Origin of the sequence: Caulobacter sp. Root343 (genome assembly GCF_001425745.1) — a bacterium.
Lineage (GTDB): Bacteria > Pseudomonadota > Alphaproteobacteria > Caulobacterales > Caulobacteraceae > Caulobacter.
Genome location: NZ_LMDF01000002.1, coordinates 111,170 through 131,574, shown reverse-complemented (window position 1 = coordinate 131,574; position 20,405 = coordinate 111,170). Strand labels below are relative to the sequence as shown.

Annotated in this window: 16 protein-coding genes; 11 read left to right on the top strand and 5 right to left on the bottom strand. The window is 69.2% G+C overall.

Annotated features, from left to right (window positions below):
* Positions 1 to 26: 26 nt before the first annotated feature.
* The 4 genes from ASC70_RS03165 to ASC70_RS03150 all read left to right on the top strand — a co-directional run bounded on the left by ASC70_RS03165 (position 27) and on the right by ASC70_RS03150 (position 5,777).
* A complete protein-coding gene (locus ASC70_RS03165; protein WP_056046411.1) occupies positions 27 to 1,235 on the top strand; it encodes a winged helix-turn-helix domain-containing protein in 1,209 nt (402 codons plus the stop codon).
* Between the two features lie 78 nt (positions 1,236 to 1,313).
* A complete protein-coding gene (locus ASC70_RS03160; RefSeq protein ID WP_162247178.1) occupies positions 1,314 to 2,138 on the top strand; it encodes a response regulator transcription factor in 825 nt (274 codons plus the stop codon).
* A 4-nt stretch (positions 2,139 to 2,142) separates the two neighbouring features.
* Positions 2,143 to 3,495 carry a FecR domain-containing protein gene (locus tag ASC70_RS03155; protein WP_056046409.1) on the top strand — a complete coding sequence of 451 codons (1,353 nt, stop codon included), beginning with the start codon at positions 2,143 to 2,145 and terminating at the stop codon, positions 3,493 to 3,495.
* Complete coding sequence (locus ASC70_RS03150; RefSeq protein ID WP_056046407.1) at positions 3,492 to 5,777, top strand: CHASE2 domain-containing protein; 2,286 nt, start codon at positions 3,492 to 3,494, stop codon at positions 5,775 to 5,777. The genes ASC70_RS03155 and ASC70_RS03150 overlap by 4 nt, the downstream gene beginning before the upstream one ends.
* 7 nt (positions 5,778 to 5,784) lie before the next feature.
* Here the strand turns inward: ASC70_RS03150 and ASC70_RS03145 are convergent, their stop codons facing one another.
* Genes ASC70_RS03145 through ASC70_RS03140 form a run of 3 tightly spaced genes read right to left on the bottom strand, consistent with a single transcriptional unit; the run spans position 5,785 to position 6,858 of the window.
* On the bottom strand, positions 5,785 to 6,303 hold the full coding sequence (locus tag ASC70_RS03145) for a hypothetical protein (RefSeq protein WP_056046639.1): 519 nt from the start codon (positions 6,301 to 6,303) through the stop codon (positions 5,785 to 5,787).
* A gap of 58 nt (positions 6,304 to 6,361) precedes the next feature.
* Positions 6,362 to 6,514 (bottom strand): hypothetical protein, encoded by a 153-nt coding sequence (locus tag ASC70_RS24770; protein WP_156396110.1) that lies wholly within the window; start codon positions 6,512 to 6,514, stop codon positions 6,362 to 6,364.
* Positions 6,511 to 6,858 (bottom strand): hypothetical protein, encoded by a 348-nt coding sequence (locus ASC70_RS03140; RefSeq protein WP_156396109.1) that lies wholly within the window; start codon positions 6,856 to 6,858, stop codon positions 6,511 to 6,513. Before ASC70_RS03140 ends, ASC70_RS24770 begins: the two co-directional genes overlap by 4 nt.
* A gap of 451 nt (positions 6,859 to 7,309) precedes the next feature.
* Here ASC70_RS03140 and ASC70_RS03135 point away from each other — a divergent pair, with 451 nt between their 5' ends.
* From ASC70_RS03135 to ASC70_RS03115, 5 genes are all read left to right on the top strand, one after another.
* Positions 7,310 to 7,831 (top strand): RNA polymerase sigma factor, encoded by a 522-nt coding sequence (locus tag ASC70_RS03135; protein WP_369815059.1) that lies wholly within the window; start codon positions 7,310 to 7,312, stop codon positions 7,829 to 7,831.
* A gap of 85 nt (positions 7,832 to 7,916) precedes the next feature.
* Complete coding sequence (locus tag ASC70_RS03130; protein ID WP_056046403.1) at positions 7,917 to 8,894, top strand: FecR domain-containing protein; 978 nt, start codon at positions 7,917 to 7,919, stop codon at positions 8,892 to 8,894.
* A gap of 3 nt (positions 8,895 to 8,897) precedes the next feature.
* A complete protein-coding gene (locus ASC70_RS03125; RefSeq protein WP_235519222.1) occupies positions 8,898 to 11,321 on the top strand; it encodes a TonB-dependent receptor in 2,424 nt (807 codons plus the stop codon).
* A 131-nt stretch (positions 11,322 to 11,452) separates the two neighbouring features.
* A complete protein-coding gene (locus tag ASC70_RS03120) occupies positions 11,453 to 12,292 on the top strand; it encodes a glycosyltransferase family 2 protein (protein WP_056046401.1) in 840 nt (279 codons plus the stop codon).
* Between the two features lie 7 nt (positions 12,293 to 12,299).
* Positions 12,300 to 13,076 (top strand): polysaccharide deacetylase family protein, encoded by a 777-nt coding sequence (locus ASC70_RS03115; protein WP_056046399.1) that lies wholly within the window; start codon positions 12,300 to 12,302, stop codon positions 13,074 to 13,076.
* A gap of 15 nt (positions 13,077 to 13,091) precedes the next feature.
* Here ASC70_RS03115 and ASC70_RS24300 read toward each other — a convergent pair whose 3' ends face one another.
* Together ASC70_RS24300 and ASC70_RS03110 are read right to left on the bottom strand one after the other, a co-directional pair.
* Positions 13,092 to 13,217: a hypothetical protein gene (locus tag ASC70_RS24300; RefSeq protein ID WP_082009038.1), complete on the bottom strand. Its 126-nt coding sequence runs from the start codon at positions 13,215 to 13,217 to the stop codon at positions 13,092 to 13,094.
* A gap of 90 nt (positions 13,218 to 13,307) precedes the next feature.
* Positions 13,308 to 14,756: a protein adenylyltransferase SelO gene (locus tag ASC70_RS03110; protein WP_056046398.1), complete on the bottom strand. Its 1,449-nt coding sequence runs from the start codon at positions 14,754 to 14,756 to the stop codon at positions 13,308 to 13,310.
* Between the two features lie 244 nt (positions 14,757 to 15,000).
* Between ASC70_RS03110 and ASC70_RS03105 the strand changes: the two genes are divergently transcribed.
* Positions 15,001 to 17,517, top strand: a complete 2,517-nt coding sequence (locus ASC70_RS03105) for a TonB-dependent receptor (RefSeq protein WP_056046396.1) — start codon at positions 15,001 to 15,003, stop codon at positions 17,515 to 17,517.
* A 202-nt stretch (positions 17,518 to 17,719) separates the two neighbouring features.
* Complete coding sequence (locus tag ASC70_RS03100) at positions 17,720 to 20,149, top strand: M20/M25/M40 family metallo-hydrolase (RefSeq protein WP_056046394.1); 2,430 nt, start codon at positions 17,720 to 17,722, stop codon at positions 20,147 to 20,149.
* Positions 20,150 to 20,405: the final 256 nt, after the last annotated feature.

Here is a 20,405-nt window from a genome sequence, read left to right as displayed (position 1 = left end):
CGAGCGACGCAAGCTCAATTGCGGCTATGGTCGAGATCCTCTCCGCGAAGGACGCGCGGCGCATCGCGCTGGCGGCCCAGGGCTTCGGGCGGCCGCGCCCGGCCGCGCCGGGCAGGCGCCATATCCTTTCGACGATCGAGGCCCTGGGCGTCGTCCAGATCGACTCGGTCAATGTCGTCTCGCGCTCGCATTACCTGCCGCTGTTCTCGCGCCTGGGATGCTACGACCGGGCGCTGCTCGAGGATCTGGCCTGGGGCCGAAAGCCCGCCTTGGCCGAGTACTGGGCGCACGAGGCGTCGCTGACGCCGCTGTCCACCCTTCCGCTGCTGCGCTGGCGCATGACCGACGCGGCCGAAGGAGTCGGGGTCTGGAAAGGTGTCGCCGCCTTCCTGCGCAGCCATGCCGACTTCATCCAGAAGGCCCTCGACACCGTGGCCGAGCGCGGCCCCCTGGCGGCCTCGGAGCTGGAGCTGGGCGCCAAGGGCGAAGGCGGCTGGTGGGGCTGGAGCGAGGGCAAGCGGGCCATGGAGTGCCTGTTCTGGACCGGCCGCCTGACCACCGCCACGCGGCGGGGCAACTTCGAGCGGGTCTATGGCCTGCCCGAACGGGTGCTGCCCAAGGCGATCCACGAAGCGCCGACGCCGGACCGCGCCGACGCCTGTCGCCAGCTGCTGACGATCTCGGCCCGCGCCATGGGCGTGGCGACCGAGCGGGATCTGCGAGATTATTTCCGCCTGGGCCTCGCCGACGCCCGTCAGGGCGTGGCCGAACTGGTCGAGGCCGGGATCCTCGAGAAGGTCGCCGTGAAGGGCTGGGACCAGCCGGCCTATCTGTGGCCCGACGCTCGTCGGCCCCGGTCGATCAAGGCCAGCGCCCTGCTGTCGCCGTTCGACAACCTGATCTGGTTCCGCGAACGCACCGAGCGGATGTTTGGCGTCCGGGTGCGGCTGGAGATCTACACCCCGGCTCACAAACGCACCCACGGCTACTATGTCCTGCCCTTCCTGCAGGACGAGGCGATCACCGCCCGCGTCGACCTGAAGGCGGACCGCAAGGCCGGCAAGCTGCTGGTGCTGGCCGCCCACGCCGAACCGGAGGCCAACGGCGAGACCGCCGCCAGGCTCGCCCGGGAACTCTCCCTCATGGCTTCGTGGCTGGGGTTGTCCGCCGTCGAAATTCGCCCCTCGGGCGACCTCGCACCCAGTCTGAGTCCAATCATCCGCATGCTGGCGTGATTGGTGGTTCGGCTCGACTGTAAAGCATTGTAAAAACCCCGCCCAAAGTCGAGCGAACAGGGTCGGGGCAAGGTAGAGATGAATGGCTGGTCGCCTGCTCGTCGCCCCACCGACGGTGAGCTTCCCGCTGCGCGCCCCGCTCCCCCGCGGGGCGCGCCACCCGCCAGCCTAAGTGAGCAAATGAAAGTCGCCCTGCTCGACGACGACCAAAGCCATAATGCGCTCGTCGCCTCGGTGCTGGACCCCGCTGGCTTCACCTGCACCAGCTTCACCCAGCCCTCGCGGCTGCTGGCGGAACTGCGCAAGCAGACCTTCGACCTGATCATTCTCGACTGGAACATGCCGGAGCTATCCGGGGTCGAGACCCTGAAGCTGCTGCGCGAGGATCCGGCCACCGCCCCGCCGGTGTTGCTGCTGACCAGTCGCTCGGTCGAGGCCGACCTGGTCGCGGGCCTGAACGCCGGGGCAGATGACTACATCGTCAAGCCGCTGCAGCCGCAGGTGCTGCTGGCCCGGGTCAACGCCGTGGTGCGCCGCATCCACCGCCCGCCGGTCCAGCCGCAGACCGAGCAGCACGGCCAGTACCGCCTGGATCCGGGCGCCCAGACCGCCAGCTGGGGCGGCCATGTCGAGGCCCTGACGCCCAAGGAATTCCAGCTGGCGTCCCTGCTGTTCAACAACCTGTCCCGTCCCCTGTCGCGCGAATATCTGCTGCGCCGGATCTGGGGCCAGCGTCCGGACCTGGAAACCCGCACCCTGGACGCCCACGTCTCGCGCCTGAGGGCCAAGCTTCACTTACGGCCCAGCAACGGTTTCCGACTGAGCACGGTCTACGGTTTCGGCTATCGTCTCGAAGCCTGCGAACCTGAGATCGCGGAGACCGCCATGGGCGGGGGAGACTGACATCATGATCAAGGCTGCGGGGGCGGGCCTTTTCTTTCTGACGTCGGTGCTCTGTGCGGCGAGCGCCGGCGCGCAGACCCGTGTCCCGGCTCCCGCGCCGGAGCCGCATGTGGTTTACGCGGTCAAGCCGGGCGACACCCTGATCGGCCTCGGCCGCGCCTATCTGAACCGGACCAGCGACTATCGGGCGGTGCAGAAGACCAACCGCGTCAGACAGCCCCGGCGAATGCAGGCCGGTTCGCGGCTGAACATCGATCCCAACCTGCTGAAGTCGACGCCGATCGCCGCCACCCTGTCGGCGTCGAGCGGCGCGGTGTTCATCGAGACCAACGGCCAGCAGGTCCCCGCCCGGATCGGCGCGGCGCTGAGCGAAGGCCAGAGCGTCATTACCGGCCCCAACGCCTTCGCCACCTTCGAGATGGAGGACGGGTCTCGGATCACCCTCCCCTCGAACACCCACGTGCGGATCGCCAAGCTGCGCCAGGTGCTGATCAACAACGCCCCGCAGCGCATCTTTCAGCTGGAGCAGGGCCGTAGCGCCATCTCGGCCACCCCGACCCAGAACCCCGCCGCCAAGTTCGAAGTCCACACGCCGGTCTCGGTCTCGGCCGTCCGGGGCACCGAGTTCCGGGTCAGCTTCAGCCAAGGCCAGGCTCACACCGAGGTGCTGGCGGGCGCGGTCGCCGTGGACGCCGGCGTGGTCGTCGCCCGCGCGCCGCCGGTGCCCGCCGGCTTCGGCGTCAGCGCCGCCCAGGGCGCGGTCACCGCCCCCGTCAAGCTGTCGCCCGCGCCGAAGCTGGACACCCGCGGCCAGAACCAGAGCGACAAGACCGTCCATTTCGCCGTCGAGTCGGCAGCAAGCGCCAGCGCCTATCGCCTGCAGCTGTCGCGCGACGCGGGCTTCATCGGCGTCTTCGCGGAAGCGACGACGACCGCGCCCGCCGCCGATTTCGGCGAGCTGGCCAACGGCACCTATTTCGTCCGCCTGACCGTGCTGGACGCCAACGGGCTGGAGGGCTTTCCAGCCGACTACAGCTTCGACCGCGACCTCGACACGCTGGAAACCGCCGCTCCCGTCGACAGCCGCGAAGGCGAGCACCGCAAGTTCCTGTTCCGCTGGAGCTCGGCCGGCGATGGCGTTCGCAACTACCGCTTTCAGCTATTCCCCGGCCCCGCCGACAAGATCGGGGAAGGCAAGGCGCCGGTGGTCGATCAACCCGGCCTGACCGAGCCGCAACTGACCCTGACCGACCTGCCGGCCGGCGCCTATGCCTGGCGGGTGACGGCCGTCCGCTTCAAGAACGGGACGGTCACCGAGAAGGTCGGTCCGTTGCAGACCCTGCAGATCGGCAAGTGACAGACCTGAGTTCAAAACCCCAGCGCCCTCCGGGACGGCTGCTGTCGTGGCTGCTGCTGGCCGTGCTTTCCAGCCTGGTCTTCGTCCTGTTCGCGATCCTGCCGCCCAAGCGGGTGGACGACGTGCTTTACGACGTACTGGCCCGCGCCAACGGGCGGCCGGCCGACGCCTCGATCCTGATCGTCGACATCGATGACCGTAGCCTGGCCCAGCTGGGCGCCTGGCCGTGGTCGCGCGACGTTCATGCCCAGATGATCGACCGGCTGAGCGCGGCCGGCGCCAGCACCATCGTCTACGACGTGCTGTTCAGCCAGCCCTCGTCCGACCCGGCCCGGGATCAGACCCTGGGCCAGGCCATCACACGTTCGGGCAAGGTCTATCTGCCCCAGTTCCTGCAATATGGCGGCGACGACGCCCCGGCCCGGATCATCGGTTCGATTTCGGAAATCGCCCGGGGCGCGGCCGGCATTGGCCTGGCTCACGTCCGCTTCGACGACGACGGCGTCGTGCGCCGCATGGCGCCGTTCGAGGCCAATGGCCCCACCCTCAGCCCCGACCTGATGACCGTGGTTCATCGCGCAACCCGAGCGCCGGGCGCGCACGACACAACGCGCGGCGCCGACCAGACCTTGCTGATCCCGTTCGCCGGGCCGCCGTCGATCTATCGCCACGTCAGTTTCTCCAGCGTGCTGGACGGCGAGGTTCCGCCTTCGCTGATCGCCGGCCGCACCGTGTTCGTGGGCCTGACCGCCCCGGGCTTGGGGCCTGCCTTCCCCACCCCCGTGACCCCGGACGCCGCCAGCATGACCGGCGTGCAGCTCCAGGCCAGCATCCTGGATGGCTTGCGCAGCGGCCTGATGATCAAGCCGGCTGGCCCCTGGGGCCGGGTAGCGTTCACCCTGGCCCTGCTGTGGCTGCTGATGGCTGGCTTCCTGGTGCTGCCGCCGCGCGCCAACCTGGTGCTGACCATCGGCCTCTGCATGGTGGGTTTGACCTATTCGGCGGCGATGTTCTGGCTTGGCCATGTCTGGCTCTCGCCCGTCGCCACCGTGGTCGGCCTGAAGGTCGTGGCCCTCGTCTGGGGCTGGGGGCAGCTGGGCCGGGTCAATGACCTGCTGGGCCGTGAACTGGCGCGGGTGCGCGCGATCGTCCGCGGCCGCCATACCTCGTCCGGGAATTCGTCCAAAGAATTCGAGAGCGACGTCGTCGCCCGCCAGGCCCTGGACCTGGGCGAGGCGATCAGCCGGATCGACGACCTGCGCCGCTTCTCGGCCGACGCCCTGTTCAGCCTGCCCGACGCCACCCTGGTCGCCGACGCGCAGGGCCGGGTGATCGCCGCCAACGCCGCCGCCCAGACCCTGTTCAGGCCGGCCCAGCGTGTCTTGAACGACGCTTCCCTGGCCGACCTGATCAACGCCCTGGAACCGCTCGGCCGCCGCTTCGAGCTGGACTGGCCGCACGCGACCGATCGCCATGAGCCGATCGACCTGCACCTGCCCGACGGCCGGGCCTATCAGCTGCAGACCGTGTTCCGACGCGATGAGACCGGGGCGGGAGCCGGCTTCATCGTCCGCCTGGCCGACATTTCGATCCTCACCGCCGCCATGCGCCAGCGCGAGCAGGCCCTGCAGCTGCTGACCCACGACATGCGCTCGCCGCAGACCTCGATCCTGGCCCTGCTGGCCACCACCCCGGACGTACCGCCCGAACTGGCCGAGCGCGTCACCGCCTACGCCAAGCGCACCCTGGCCCTGGCCGATGGCTTCGTGCAGTTGGCCCGTGCCGAGGTGACACCGGTGTCCCTGGAGCCCGTCGACTTGGCGGACATCGCCATCGAGGCCATCGACGAGGTCTGGCCGCAGTCGGTCCAGCGGCGAATGAAGATCGAACAGGTCGGCGGCGACGTCCCGCTGATGGTGCTGGGCGACCGCGGCGTCCTGGCTCGCACGCTGGTCAACTTGCTGGGCAACGCGGTGAAGTACAGCCCCGAGGGCTCGACCATCACCGTCACCCTGTCCGAGCAACCATCCGCCAACGGCCCCACGGCCAATGTCGCCATCGCCGACCAGGGTCCGGGCTTCTCGCGCGAGGAGGCCGCCACGGCCTTCCGGCCGTTCCAGCGTTTCGAGCGTCCGGGATCGGAAGCCGCCGGCGGCGTCGGCCTGGGCCTAGCCTTCGTGCAGGCCGCCGTCGCCCGCCACGGCGGCGAGGTCTCATGCCGCAGCGAACCCGGCGTCGGCGCGGAATTCACCGTGCGCCTGCCGCGTCACGGGATGAGCTAGCGAAGGCTCAGCCCCCTCTTTTCTGAGGGAGGGGGGCGGGCGCTTGCAGAGCCTGGACCAGCAGGTCGGCCACCACCGCCGGCTCGCCCTTGCGCACCCGGATCGACGACCAGGCGACCGTCTTGCCCGTGCGAGCGTCCAGCACGGCGAGGGTCACGATGCGGACAGGGCCTTTGCCCCCGAAAAGCTCACTCCACGACCCTGAGGCTGGCGGCTGGCTGCGCCAAGCCTTGGCCTCGAGGGTCTCGGCGGCGGTGGAGACGCCGACGGTCGGCGGGGCCGAGGCCACCCCGACCTGGACCAGATAGGCGGGCTTGGCCGCGAACTGGCTCTCGAAACGGGTGATCGCCTGGGCCTGCACGGCCTTGGCGTAGGCGGCGTCATCGCCGTCGACCTGACTGGCATAGCCGGCGATCGTCGCGCCCTTCAGGATGGCGACGTCGCCCTGGCCCACGGCCCGTGGCGAGGCGCAGGCGTTCAGCGCCAGAAGGCCGGCGACGGCCAGCCCCAGGTTACGTCCGCGCATGATCACTCGCCCCCGAAAATCCCCAACCGCTCGACGATAGCGCGACCCGCGCCTCGGGTCACGCCAGCCAGGCGCCCAGCACCACGCCGCCCCAGGCGATGACGGCCCAGACCAGAGCCGCGAGGACGGCGGCCAGGACCAGCGGCGTGTAGTGACGGCGCTCTCGAGATCGTTCGGTTGTGACGGTCCAGCGGGGCGTGACCGGCTTCATCGCGCCTCTCCCATCCGCAGCATGCGATAGCCGCGATCGGTCAGGGCCCAACGGGCGCTCTGGGGGCCGTAGGGCAGGTGCAGCAGGCCCGGCGCCCGCGGATCACAGGCGCCGTCACAATAGGCGTCGAACGCCGCGCCCAGTTCACGTCGTAGGGAGTCCGGGGGGCGATACAAGCCACGCTGCTTGGCGACATAGGCGACGACGACGTCGCGGTGGGCGGCGCCGCCCAGGTCGAGCAGGGCGCTGGCGATTTCGCCCACTACCGGATTGAGAAGGGCGACGGCGGCGGTCTTGCCGGCCGTCTGGGGAACGTGTCGCTGCATCACGCTGGACTGACTCATGATCCCGCGCTCCCCGAACCGCGTTCGCGGAAGGTTAAAGAGCAAGATCCTCGGCGCCACCAGAGGTGGCGGCGCTGTTTTTACAATGGATTACAATGTCGAGCCCCGCCGGGTCCGGACGAAACCCGTCGATCGGACGTCAGATGATCGGATCGCGCCCCAGGCGCCGCGAAAGCCGGCGCGGTCCACAGGGCCTCCGCGACATTTCGCCACACAAAATCCAGGTCTTCGTGGTGTCGCTCGATCGGGTCAAACGAAACGATTTCAACGGGAACCAAGAAAAGTATCGGTATTCAACATGCGCGGCGCTTTCTCCGGATCCGTCGCCGCCCTATCTGCTTCGGCGAGGACGGACGAACGGTCGAACTAACGATCGTCTTTCGGCCAAAAAGATGGATAGTGCTGCGCCTTGAGGGGGCGGCGATTGGCGGACGCGGGGGATCTTTTGAGCGTGACAGGCTCGGACAAGGCCGTGCTGCTGGGCTTGTACGAGGAAAAGCGCGCCAACCTGGTGCGTTTCTTCGCGGCGCGCCTGGGCTCCCGCGCCGAGGCCGAGGACCTGGTTCAGGACCTCTATCTGCGGCTCAGCGGCATGGAGGCGATCGGCCCAGTCGACAACCCGTCGGCCCTACTGCATCGCATCGGCTCGAACCTGATGCTGGACCGCCTGCGCAGCCAGAAGCGCTCCGGCGCCCGCGACAACGACTGGCGCGCCATCAACACCACGGCCGTCGCGGGCCAGGAGATCGCCGACGAACCCTCGGCCGACGAGGTCGTCGCCGGCCGCCAGCGCCTGCAGGCGCTGGTCGAGGCGGTCGAGGACCTGCCCGAGAAAACCCGCCAGGCCTTTCAGCTGCACAAGCTGGACGGGCATAGCCACATAGAGACCGCCCGCCGCATGGGCATCAGCGTCAGCACGGTGGAAAAGCACATCAGCTCTGCTTTAAAGACACTGACGCGGCGTCTGCGGTGATTTATGCAAGCACGCATGGAGGACGACGCTTCGGGGCGCCGTCTACGTTCAGGGGGATGATGGATCCTCGTCGGAGCAACGCCGGATGAGCCGGTCAGCGCAACATCTGCAAGAGGCGGCCGATTGGCTGACCCGACTGCAGCGGCCGGAGGTCGAAGAGACCGACTGGCTGGCGTTTGACGCTTGGCTGAGCGAGCCTGGCGCGCTGGAGGCGTATGACGCTATCCAAGCCGTCGACGAGGAGATCTTCCAGCGAGGTTCGGCCGTCCGGGGGGAATTGGCCGAACCCAGGCGCGCCACGGTGAAGCGGGCGTTCACGATCGACTGGCGTTGGCTGGGTGGTCTGGGCGCGGCCGCCGCCGTGGCCGCCGTCGCGATCGTCGTCGCGCCTTGGGGCGAACTGCTGCCCCAGCCCGACGCGTTGTACGCCACCGCCAAGGGCGAGCACCGCGCCGTCCAGCTGGCGGACGGCAGCCACATCGATCTGAACACCGACTCGCACGTGTCGGTGCGCCTCGACAAGGAAGCCCGCCGCGTCACCGTGCATGACGGCCAAGCCCTGTTCGACGTGGCGCACGACAGCCAGCGCCCGTTCCTGATCACCGCCGGCGATGAGACGGTGCGCGTGGTCGGGACCAAGTTCGACGTCCGCCGCCGTGACGGCCAGCTCAGCGTCACCGTGCTGCGCGGCCTGGTCGAGGTCTCGACCGATGGCGAGGACACGCCCGTGCGCCTGCGCCCCGGCCAGATGCTCGAGCATGTCGAAGGCGCCTCTGGCGTCGTCGTCCGCGCCGTGGCCGCCGAGGATCAGGTGGGCTGGCGTTCGGGCCGACTGATCTATCGCGACCAGCCGCTGGGCCGGATCGTCAGCGACATGAACCACTATTTCGACCGGCCGCTTCGCCTTGAGGGCGAAACCGCGGCCAACCTTCGGTTTTCCGGCGTATTGATCGTGGATAGTCAGGATGCGATGGTTCGCCGCCTGACCAGCCTCATGCCGCTATCGGCGACGCCAACCGATGATTCGATTGTCCTGCGCGGGAAATCCTCAGCGCCGAACTGACGCTTGCGCGCGGGCCCGATCCTGAGACGGGCCTCGATCCTTTTCGCCGCCAGCATACTGGGTCTAGGCGCCAGCGGACACGGCGCGGTCGCCGCGGACGTCCGCACGCCGCTCAATATCCACAAGGCCACCACCGCGGAAACCCTGATCGAACTGGGCGTCCGCATGGGCGTATCGGTCGGCGGCGTCGAGGCGTGCCAGGGGGCCGGCGTCCCTCTGGTCGGAATCTTCGACCTCAAGCAGGCGCTCGACCGAGCCACCCAAGGCAAGGGTTGCGGCTATGCCTTCGTCGACGCCCGGACGATTCGCTTCTCGCCTCACCCTCGCTCGCCGGCAGCCGCGCCAGTCAGGCCGCCGGTCGCCGCGCGCGCCACGATCGCCGTGGAGCCCGTCGCTCCGCTGGCCCCCCTGGTCATCAGCGCGGGCAAGCGGCCGCCGCGCCTGGGCAGCCTGCCCGGCGGCGTCAGCGTCATCGGCTCGCCGCAGCTGCAGGACACCGGTGTCGGCGAGACTGGTTCGGTGGCCCGCCAGACGGCCGGCTTCATCACCACGAACCTGGGCGCGGCGCGCAATAAGATCCTGCTGCGCGGCTTGTCGGACGGGACCTTCACCGGACGGACCCAATCGACGGTCGGCACCTATCTCGACGACGTCCCGGTCAACTACAATGCGCCCGACCCCGATCTGCGCCTGATCGACGTCGATCGGGTCGAGGTGCTGCGCGGTCCCCAGGGCGCGCTCTACGGCGGCGGTTCGCTCAGCGGCATCTATCGGATCGTCACCCGCCAGCCCGAGCTCGGCGCCTTTTACGGGTCGGTGGGCGCAACCACCGCGGCGACGGACTCCGGCTCGCCCTCCTATCGGTTGGAAGGCGTGGTCAACGCGCCGCTTGGCCAGGTCTCGGCCGTGCGGGCGGCGGTCTATCACGATGTCGACGGCGGCTATCTGGACGACGTCAACCTGCGCCTGTCCAACGTCGACAAGACCACCCGCCTCGGCGGCCGCCTGGCTTGGCGCGTCGACCTGGGCGACTGGCAGGTCAAGCTGGGGAGCGCCGCCCAGAGCGTCTCGTCCAAGGACACCCAGTACGTCACCCTGGTGGCCGGAGCGCCAAGACGCGCCAACCAGGTGCGTGAGACCCACCGCAACCGCCTGGGCGAGACCTCGCTGAAGATCAGCGGCTCGGGCGACTGGGGCCGCTTCGAGTCGGTCACCGGCTATGTCACCCACAAGTACGCCAGCCGCTACGACGCCACCCTGGCCTTGACCGAGTTCGCCGACGAGGCCGTGGAACTGGGGCTCTATGACGAATCCGCGCGTCTTCGAATGGTCGTCGAGGACGCGCTCTACACCGGACCGGAACGCGGTCGCCTGCGCTGGATGGTCGGTCTGTTCACGGCCACCAGCATCGAGGAAGGCGACGCCGACCTCCGGGCGCGCACCAGCGGCGTCACCCGCAGCGTCTATGACGAGGATCGCAAGGATCGGCTGAACGAGTACGCCCTCTATGGCGAGGCGACCTATGACCTCGGGGCCGGCTGGAAGGTCGCCCTGGGCGGACGCTCGTTCGAGACCACCATCCACACGCGTTCGTACGTGCTGGCCCCCTATCCTGGGCAATCGCGCGACCTTGACCGTAAGGCTTCGTTCAGCGGTTTCTCGCCAAAGTTCTCGGTGCAGCGCGACCTGGCCGGCGGCGGGTTGATCTATGCGCTGACGTCGGAGGGCTACCGCGCCGGCGGCTTCAACTCCGGCGGCCTGACCACGCCCAACGAAGCCCGTCGGGTATTCCGCCCCGATCATCTGCGCAACTACGAGGTGGGCGCGACGCTCAACCCGTTCCGGGGGCGGATGAACCTGCGGGCGGCCCTGTTCTATGACGACTGGCGCAACATCCAGACGGACCAGTACTTTGGCTCGGGCCTGTCCTACACCGCCAATATCGGCGACGGCCGCAATCGGGGCCTCGAGATCGAGGCCGCCTGGCGGGCCACGTCGCGCCTGACCCTGTCGGGCAACGCCCTGTTCAACGAACCCAAGTTGACGCGTATCGAGCCCGGCTACGGGATCGCCGACACCGCCAGCCTGCCGGGCGTGCCCGATGTCTCGTTCGGCAGCCTGGTCACCTACCAGCGCCCGATCCTGGCCGACGCCACCCTGATGCTGACGGCCGAGACCGGCTACATCGGCGAATCCCGCCTGACCTTCGACCCGCGCTATTCGCCGTCGATGGGCGGCTACTATACCGGCAAACTGTCGGCCCAATTGATGACCGACCGCTGGCGCGCGGCCCTGTTCGTCAGCAATCCCTGGAACAGCTCCAGCGACACCTTCGCCTATGGCAACCCCTTCAGCTTCGGCCAGGTCCGTCAGGTGACGCCGCAACGACCGCGCACGTGGAGCCTGGCCCTGTCGGCCAACTTCTAGGCGTCAAAACCGAAAGCTTGTTGCAAAGCTTACACAATTCTTACCGCGCGGACGGGGGGCGGCGCTGGCCCGCGCCGTCATCGATTCGAGGGCGATCGCGGGGGCGTGGTCGTTCAATCGAGGAATTGGTGATGGCCAAGCTTTCCGCGCTGATCTGTGCGCACAACGAAGAGCAGCGTCTGCACGCCTGTTTGGGGGCCCTGTCGTTCTGCGACGAGATCGTCGTGGTCGCCGACCGCTGCAGTGACGGCACCGAAGCCGTGGCCCGTCAGTACGGCGCTCGCGTCGTTTCGGGGATCTTCCCGATCGAGGGACCGCGCAAGCACGCCGGCATCGCTCGCTGCACCGGCGAGTGGATCCTGGAGCTGGACGCCGACGAGGGCGTCAGCCCCGCCTTCGCCCGGGAAATCCGCGACACGATCGAGCGCGCCGACGCCGCCGACTGGTACCAGATCCCGATCGACAACTATGTCGGCGACCAGCTGGTTCGCCACGGCTGGGGCGGCTCGTTCGGCACCTCGTCGGCCGCGCGCCTGTTCCGCCGCGGCGTGAAGTCCTGGAAGGCCGAGCGGGTCCATCCGGGCGCCAAGCTGGACGGCGCCTTCGGCGGCCGCCTGAACGAACCCCTGCGCCACATGGTCGACGAGGACATCGCCGACATGTTCGCGCGCCTGGGCCGCTACACCGCCCTGAAGGCCCAAGATCTGGCCGACAGCGGCAAGGTCAAGAGCATCGCCGACGACGCCTTCCGGGGCGTACGCCGGTTCTTCAAGTGCTACGTCTCACGCAAGGGTCACCGCGAAGGCGACCTGGGTTTCCTGATCTCACTGATGGCCGGCCTCTATCCGATCCTGTCGAACCTGAGGGCGCGCGAGATCCTTCGCAACCGCGCACGCGACGGGCAGGCGGAGCGTCCGGTCGTCCCGCCGGCTCCGCTGCCGTTGCGTCGCGCCGAGGCCGCCGCGCAGTAGGCCGCCGATGTCGGCCCGCCTGCCCCTCGCCTTCCGCCTGGTCCTCGGTCCCGAGCTCCTGCTCTGGGCCAGAGCGGGCCGCACGCCCGTGCTTTGGTGGCGCGACGACGATGCGCGCGTCCCGACCGGGGCGCTGGAGCAACTGCTGAACCTGGCCCGTCGTCACGGCGCCGCCTTGACCCTGGCGTCGATCGCCGGTCCGAACCTGCCGCTGCTGGTTCGCCGGGTGGAGACCGAGCCAGGCGTCGAGATCGCTGTCCACGGGTTCAAGCACGTCAATCGCCAACCGGAAGGCCGGGGCTTCGGCGAGATCGTCGACGGCGACGGCGTCGATTGGGTCAGCACCCAACTGCGATCGACCGTGATGGCCTTTCACCGCGCCGGCGCCGCCCCCACCCTGTTCGTGCCCCCCTGGAACAATCTGACGCCACAGCTGCTCGCGGCCCTGCCGGAATCCTCGATCCTGGCCGTTTCGGGCTTCGATCGGGTCAGCGGCACGGAGAGCGGCGTCGCGCGGCTGGACGCGCACCTGGACGTGCTGCGCTGGAAAGGCGGCGGGCGCTTCCGGGGGAGCTGGAGATTCCTGTCGCGTATGCGCCGGCTGATGGCCCAGCGACGCCTCGCCGGCCGATGGGACGAGCCGATCGGCCTGCTGACCCACCACCTGGATCACGACAAGGCGACGTGGTTGTTCCTGGAACGGTTCCTGGCCGCGTTCCCCATGACCGCGCGGCGCCAGTTGACTGGCGACGCGGTCGCGGGACCGGAAGCGCTGAGCGCCTAGCCGCCCAGAACGGCCCTAGGCCAGCTCGGGACGATCGCGCAGGCACTCGCCGATGGCGCGGGCGCAGCCCGGCAGACCGAGGGCGCCCACGAATGACATGGCCACGGCGCAGACCAGCAGGATCGGTTGGAAGAAGCGCATTGGGTGTCTCCACACGGCGTTCGTCGGCGGTACTGTGCCGCAGTTGTAAGACGGAACCTTGACGGTTGTTCCGCGCTCGAACGAAAAAATTCAGAACGCGGCTTTTTTGCCTCCGTCGCGGCCAAGCTGATAAGCCGCCCGCGCCGCCTGGATCCGGCCCAGCTTGGCGTGGAGCGCCCCCCAGTCATCGTGCTCGGCGATCGGCGCCCACAGCGCCTCGACCTCCTCGATGATCAGCTCCTCGGGTTCGGACGCCTGAAAGACTGCGCTTTCGAGCCGTTCGGGGCGATCCGGCTCGAAAGCCGCGAGTTGTCGGCGGAAGGTCAGGAAGGTCTCGGCGCCGTAGAGCGCCGCGCGCGGCCCCGCCAGAGCGCGCGCCTCCGAAGCCTCGCCGCCGAACCAGTCGAAAAAGAACGGCTCCCAGCGCAGGGCGTCGCCGCCCTCGGCCAAGGCCCGGAAGGCGGCGTTGACCAGCTCCACGTCCGCGTCGGGATCGCGGCTCTTGACGCCCAGCCGATCCAGCATCGCCGCGCGCAGGGCGATGCGATAGGCGTCGGAGAAGCCGTTCAGCGCCGCCAGCAGTCCCGCCTGGTCGCCGACCAGGGTCAGGCAGGCGGCCAACTGCTGCAGGTTCCAGAACACCGCCTCGGGCTGACGGCCAAAGCTGTAGAGCCCGGAATGGTCGAAATAGGCGGCCGTGAAGTTCGGGTCGTTGCGTGGCAGGAAACGCCAGGGGCCGTAGTCGAAGCTTTCGCCCGTGACGACCATGTTGTCGGTGTTGAGCACCCCGTGCACGAAGCCGGCCGCCATCCAGCGCGACAGCAGATGGGCGCTGGCCGCCACCGTTGCCTCCAGCAGCGCCGCCGGGCGGTCGGGCGCGTCGGCCAGATGCGGGAAATAGGTCTCGACCACATGATCGACCAACTGGGTGATCAGGTCGCGACGATCGAAATAGGCCAGGCGCTGGAACGTGCCGAACCGGATGTGGCTGTGCGACAGCCGGGTCAGCACCGCCGAGCGGGTCGGACTGGGCTCGTCGCCCCGCACCAGGGCTTCGCCCGTTTCGACCAGCGAGAAGGCCCGCGAGGTCGGAACGCCAAGCGCTTCCAGTTGGCTGGCGGCCAGGATCTCGCGCACCCCGCCCTTCAGGGTCAGCCGGCCGTCGCCCGAGCGCGACCATGGCGTCTGGCCCGAGCCCTTCGTGGCCAGGTCCAGCAGGCGACCTGTTCCCTGCTCCCGTAGCTGGGCGAACAGAAAGCCGCGCCCGTCGCCCAGGTCGGGGTTGTAAACGCGGAACTGGTGGCCGTGATAGCGCATGGCCAGCGGCAGCGGCATGTTGTCCGGCAACGGCTCGAAGCGTCCGAAGTGACGGACCCAGTCCGCGTCGCTCAGTGTCGCCAGGCCCACGCTCGCCGCCGGGCGATCGTTCCGAAAACGCAGGATCGTCTGTGGAAAGTCAGCCGCCTCGACCGGATCGGCGAAGTCGCGTCCCAGCGCCTGGAAACGCGGGTCGGGGCGGTAGTCGGGCGAGAGGCTCATGGCCGCCAGATGAGCCTGACCCGCCGCCCGCGCAAGTCCCTTTCGAAGGTCGATGACGGCGGCGAACGCTGTCGCTTCCCGGCAACAGAAACCGCCAGAACCTTTCCCCCGCAAGGGATTTCACTTGCCGAGACCGGGGGTGGCGCCTAACCCTTGGCCATCCATTCGAACAATCGTTCGACGGAGCAACGAAAAACAAGCCGGGGGCGGGCAAGCGCTTTCGGCCAACAAACCGAGGTAGGAAATGCGCTTCACCCAGGTGCTTTGCGGCACTGCGTCCGCTGTTGTCCTCGCCGGTCTTGGCGCCTCGAGCGCCGCGCAGGCTCAAACGAGCGACACCCAAACTGTCGACAGCATTATCGTCACCGCCCAGAAGCGGGAACAGAACCTGCAGGACGTCCCCGTGGTGGTCACCGCCGTCGGCGCCAAGCTGCTGCAGGACACCGGCGTCAGGGACATCAAGGATCTGACGATCCTGACCCCCGGCCTGACCGTCACCTCGACCTCGTCGGAAGCCTCGACCACCGCTCGCGTGCGCGGCATCGGCACCGTCGGCGACAATCCGGGCCTGGAGAGCTCGGTCGGCGTGGTCATCGACGGCGTCTATCGTCCCCGCAACGGCGTCGGCTTCGGCGACCTGGGCGAAATGGAGCGCATCGAGGTGCTGAAGGGCCCGCAAGGCACCCTGTTCGGCAAGAACACCTCGGCCGGCGTCATCAACGTGGTGACCAAGGAGCCCGAGTTCGGCTTCGGCGCCAACGCCGAGGTCACTCTGGGCAATTACGACGCCCGTGGCGTCTCGGCCTCGGTCACCGGCCCGCTGGTCGGCGACAAGCTGGCCGGCCGCCTCTACGTCGCGGCTCGCGAGCGCGACGGCTACAACGACGTGATCGTCGGCAACGGCCCGTCCAAGCGCAAGCAGGACGCCGACCAGGGCTTCTACACCGTGCGCGGCCAGCTGCTGTTCGTGCCCGACGACCAGGCCACTTTCCGCGTCATCGCCGACTATTCGAAGCGTAACGAGAACTGCTGCGGCGCCGTGCAGATCCGCACCGGCCCGACCGCCGGCATCCTGGCCCTGGTCTCGGGCCAGGCGACCCCGGTGGCCACGACCGCCGACCCATACAAGCGCGTGGCCTATTCGAACCGCGGCGCTCCGTCGACCATCGAGGACAAGGGCGTGTCGCTGCAGGGCGACATCGACCTGCCGTTCGGCAGCCTGACCAGCATCTCGGCCATCCGCCAATGGCGCACCGACAACGGCCAGGACGCCGACTTCAGCACCGCCGACCTCGCCTATCGCAACAAGGACGGCACCAACCATTCGCAGTTCACGACCTACACCCAGGAACTGCGCCTGGCCGGCAAGAGCGACAAGTTCGACTGGCTGTTCGGCGCCTTCCTGGCGGACGAGCGCCTGGAGACCCGCACCAACTTCCTGTACGGCAACGATTACGAGCAGTATCTGGGCCGGCTGCTGTCGCGCTCGGCCGCCAATCCGGCGGGCGTGGCCAATTTCATCGCCCTGCTGCTGAATCGCGCCCCGAACACCTCGTTCGCCGGCGGCCAGGGCCTCTATGACCGCTACGACCAGCGCGCCACCACGGTCGCCCTGTTCACCAATGACACCTGGCACGTGACCGACGCGTTCGAGATCACCGGCGGCCTGCGCTATACGTCGGAAGAGAAGAAGCTCGACACCTTCCAGACCAACAGCGACGGCGGCGTCGGCTGCGGTACGGCCCTGTCGCCCGCCGGTCAGGCCCGCATCGCCGGCATCGTCGGCGCGGCCGCCACCCCGACCGTCATCGGCAACCTCTGCCTGCCCTGGGCCAACCCGCTGTTCAACGGCCGCGGCACCAAGCAGTCTCGGTCGGACAAGGAGTGGAGCGGCACGCTCAAGGCCTCGTACCGCTTCTCGCCGCAGGTCTTCACCTACGCCTCGTTCGCGCGCGGCTACAAGGGCGGCGGCTTCAACCTGGACCGCACCCAGTCGTCGAACGGCCTGCCCTCGGGCGGCAGCGGCGTGGCGCCGATCTACGACACCTCGTTCCCGGCGGAATTCGTCGACAGCTACGAGCTCGGCGTCAAGAACACCCTGTTCAACCGCACGGTGCTCTTCAACGTCAGCGCCTTCCACCAGAAGTTCACCGACTTCCAGCTGAACACCTTCCTGGGCACCTCGTTCGTCGTCCGTTCGATCCCCGAGGTGAAGTCCAAGGGCTTCGACGCAGACTTCCTGTGGTTCACCCCGGTCCACGGCCTGATGGTCCAGAGCGGCTTCACCTACGCCCTGACCGAGTATGGCAGCCAGCCGATCCCGAACGACCCGGGCAACGCCCTGGCCCTGCTGCCGGGCAGCCGCATGTCGCTGGCTCCGAAGTACTCGGCCTCGGGCTCGATGACCTACGAGACCCCGGTCGGCGACAATCTGAAGGTCCGCTTCAACCTCGGCGCCAAGTACTCGTCCTCGTACAATACGGGCTCGGACCTGTTCCCGCCGAAGATGCAGAAGGCTTTCACGGTCGTGAACGGTCGCGTGAGCCTGGGCTCGGCCGACGATCGCTGGACCATGGAGCTGTGGGGCCAGAACCTGTTCAACGAGAAGTACATGCAGGTCGCCTTCAACGGCACCCTGCAGGGCTCCTCGGGCCTCAGCGCCACCCAGGCGACCTACAGCCCGGCGCTGGACACGATCACCTACGACGCGTTCCTGGGCGCCCCGCGCACCTACGGCGTGACGCTGCGGTCGAAGTTCTAACCGACCCAAAAAAGTCTAACCGGGAGGGGGAACCGGCGGCGCCAGGCGCGTCGCCGGCTTTCGGAAGGGGAAGGGCGATCCGGGCCACCGGGTCGCCCTTTTCATTTCGAGGGCTTGGGTCATTTCGGGGGTTCCGGATCACGGCGCATCACCTCAGCATGGCCCCGGGGTGGGGGATCGATTCGAACCCGGAGGCACGCCGATGAAGACGATCCGCTTCCTCGGATTCTGGATCTGCCTGGTCCTGGGCCTGGCCCTCGGCGCCTGGAGCCAGCGGCCGCCCGCCGCCGTTCCGGCCAGCGCCCCGGCCAGCGCCTTCTCGGCCGACCGGGCCATGGCCGACGTCGCCGCCATCGCCCGCAAGCCCCACCCGACCGGCTCGGCCGAGATCGCCAGGGTCCGCGACCACCTGCTGGCCCGGATCAGCGCGCTGGGCCTCGAGGTCTCGGTCCATCCGGGCGAGGGCTTCCTGCCCTATTCGAAGGACGGCCGCGCCCTGGGCGCCGCGGCGGTGCAGAACCTGGTCGGCGTGCTGCCGGGCCAGGACCGCGACCTGCCGGCGATCCTGGTGATGAGCCATTATGACTCGGTCCACAATTCGCCCGGCGCGGCCGACGACGCCGCCGGCGTGGCCGCCGCCCTGGAGGTGGCCCGCGCCCTGAAGGCGGACGAGAGCGCCCATGGGCTCCACGCCCGCGACGTGATCTTCCTGTTCACCGACGCCGAGGAGCCGGGCCTGCTGGGCGCCGACGCCTTCTTCGCCCGCGACCCGATGCTGAAGCACGTCGGCCTGGTCGTGAACCTGGAGGCGCGCGGCGACGCTGGGCGGGCGGCCATGTTCCAGACCGGCTCCGGCAACGGCGCGCTGATCGGCGTCTTCGCTCGCGCCGCCAAGACCCCCTCGGCCAATTCGGTCGCCGCGACCGTCTACGAGAAGATGCCGAACGACACCGATTTCACCCACGCGGTGAAGCGCGGCCTGCCCGGGCTGAACCTGGCCTTCATCGACGACCAGCTGGCCTATCACACGCCGCTGGCCCGGCCCGATCACCTGGAGCGCGGCAGCCTGCAGCACATCGGCGACCAGGTCCTGCCGACCGTGCGCGCCCTGGCCGACGCGGCCCAGCTGCCGGCTCGAACCGAGAACGCCATCTATTCCGACGTGCTGGGCCTCGTCCTGGTCAGCTATCCGCCGGTCGTCGGCTGGATCCTGCTGGGGCTGGCCGCCGCGCTGATCCTGTTCACCGCCTGGCGCACCCTGGCCGGACAGGGCGCCAGCGGCTGGGAGATCGCCCGCGGCGCGGCCGGCCTGCTGCTGATTGCCTCCAGCGCCGGCCTGGTGCTGCACCTGGCCGGCCGGGCGCTGATGATCCAGGACATCCAGCGCTTCTACGGCCTGCTGATCCGCTTCGACCATCTGCTGTGGGGCGCGGGGATCATCGCGGTCGCCGCCGGCCTGGGCGTGGCCACGGCCCAGGCGCGAGGGGCCAGCCGGATCATTCCCTGCGTCGTCGCCCTGGCCCTGGGCGGGGCGTGCAGCCTGGCCGGCGGCTTCGATCCGATCGGCCTTGGCCTCGGCGTCGCCACCTGCGTGTTCGCCGCCGCCGCGCTCGGCTTCCGGACCGGCGCCCTGGGGGCCTGGATCGGCGGGATGGTCGTGGTGCTGATCCTGGCCACCGCCGCCCAGGCCCTGGCGCCGGGCCTGACCGTGATGCTGACCTGGCCGCTGCTGGTCGCCGCCGTCGGCGCGGCCCTGGTGATCGGCGTCGGCGGCACGCGGGACAAGCGGGTGGCGCTGGCCTTGACCTTCGCTGTCGGCCTCTTGGCCGTGCTGTCGACCGCCCAGCTGGCGGCCTGGGGGGCCTGGACCTTCGCCGGCGTCGGCATGATGGAGCCGGCGATCCTGGCCGCCTTCGCCATGCTGGCCGCCCCGGCCCTGTCGCCGCTGGCCCACGACTTCGCCGCCACCCGCTGGGCCTGGCGCGCCGCCGGGATCCTGGCCGTCGCCGGGATCGCCCTGATCGCCAGCGCCGCGCGGCTGGGCGGCGAGCCCGGCCGGCCGGCCATCACCCAGGCCCTGCAGGTGGCCGACCTGTCGACCGGCAAGGCCTGGCGGATCGCCGACCAGCCGCGCCTGGACGCCTGGACCCGGGCCGTGCTGCCCGACGACGGCGGCTCCGAACCGAAGAAGCAGACCCTGGCCCCGTTCTGGCGCGAGCCGGTGTGGATGTCCGAAACCCGCCCCGCGCCGGTGGCGCCGCCGCAGCTGACGCTCGACCGCGCCGACGACCGGCTGCTGGTCCGCCTGATCCCCGCGCCGGGCGCCGAGATGGTGACGATCCGCCTGCGCCCCAGCGCCGCGCTCAGCCAGCCGCGCCTGAACGGCCGGCCCGTCACCCTGAACACCGTGGCCGGCAAGTGGTCCAGCCTGACCTATCACGCCCCCGACCCGAACGGCGTGACCCTGAGCTTCACGACCGCCGGAACGGGCAAGGTCGAGGTCGCGGCCCTGGAATATCACGACGGCTGGCCGGCCCTGGCCAAGGCCCCGCCCGCCAAGCCGGCCGAGCTGATGGCCTATGGCATGTCGGACAAGACCGCGGTGCTGGTGCGCGGCGGGCTGAGCTGGTGAGGGGCGCGGCTCCGCCGCTTCACGCGGCTCACCGCTGAAGGTGTGTGGGGAGGCGACGGAGCGGCCGGGCGAACCCGGATGACCGTGAGTGTTTGTGTGTTTCGGTTCGTCGTCCGCTCCGCCAGGCTGTTCTTTGCCGTGAGGACGGCGGGCGTGAGCGTTGTCTGCTCGGGCCTCCGCTACCCCCGGACGGGCGTGGACCAACTGGATCGGCTATTCCGTCTCCAGCTCGGCGATCCACGATAGGCGGCTTGTA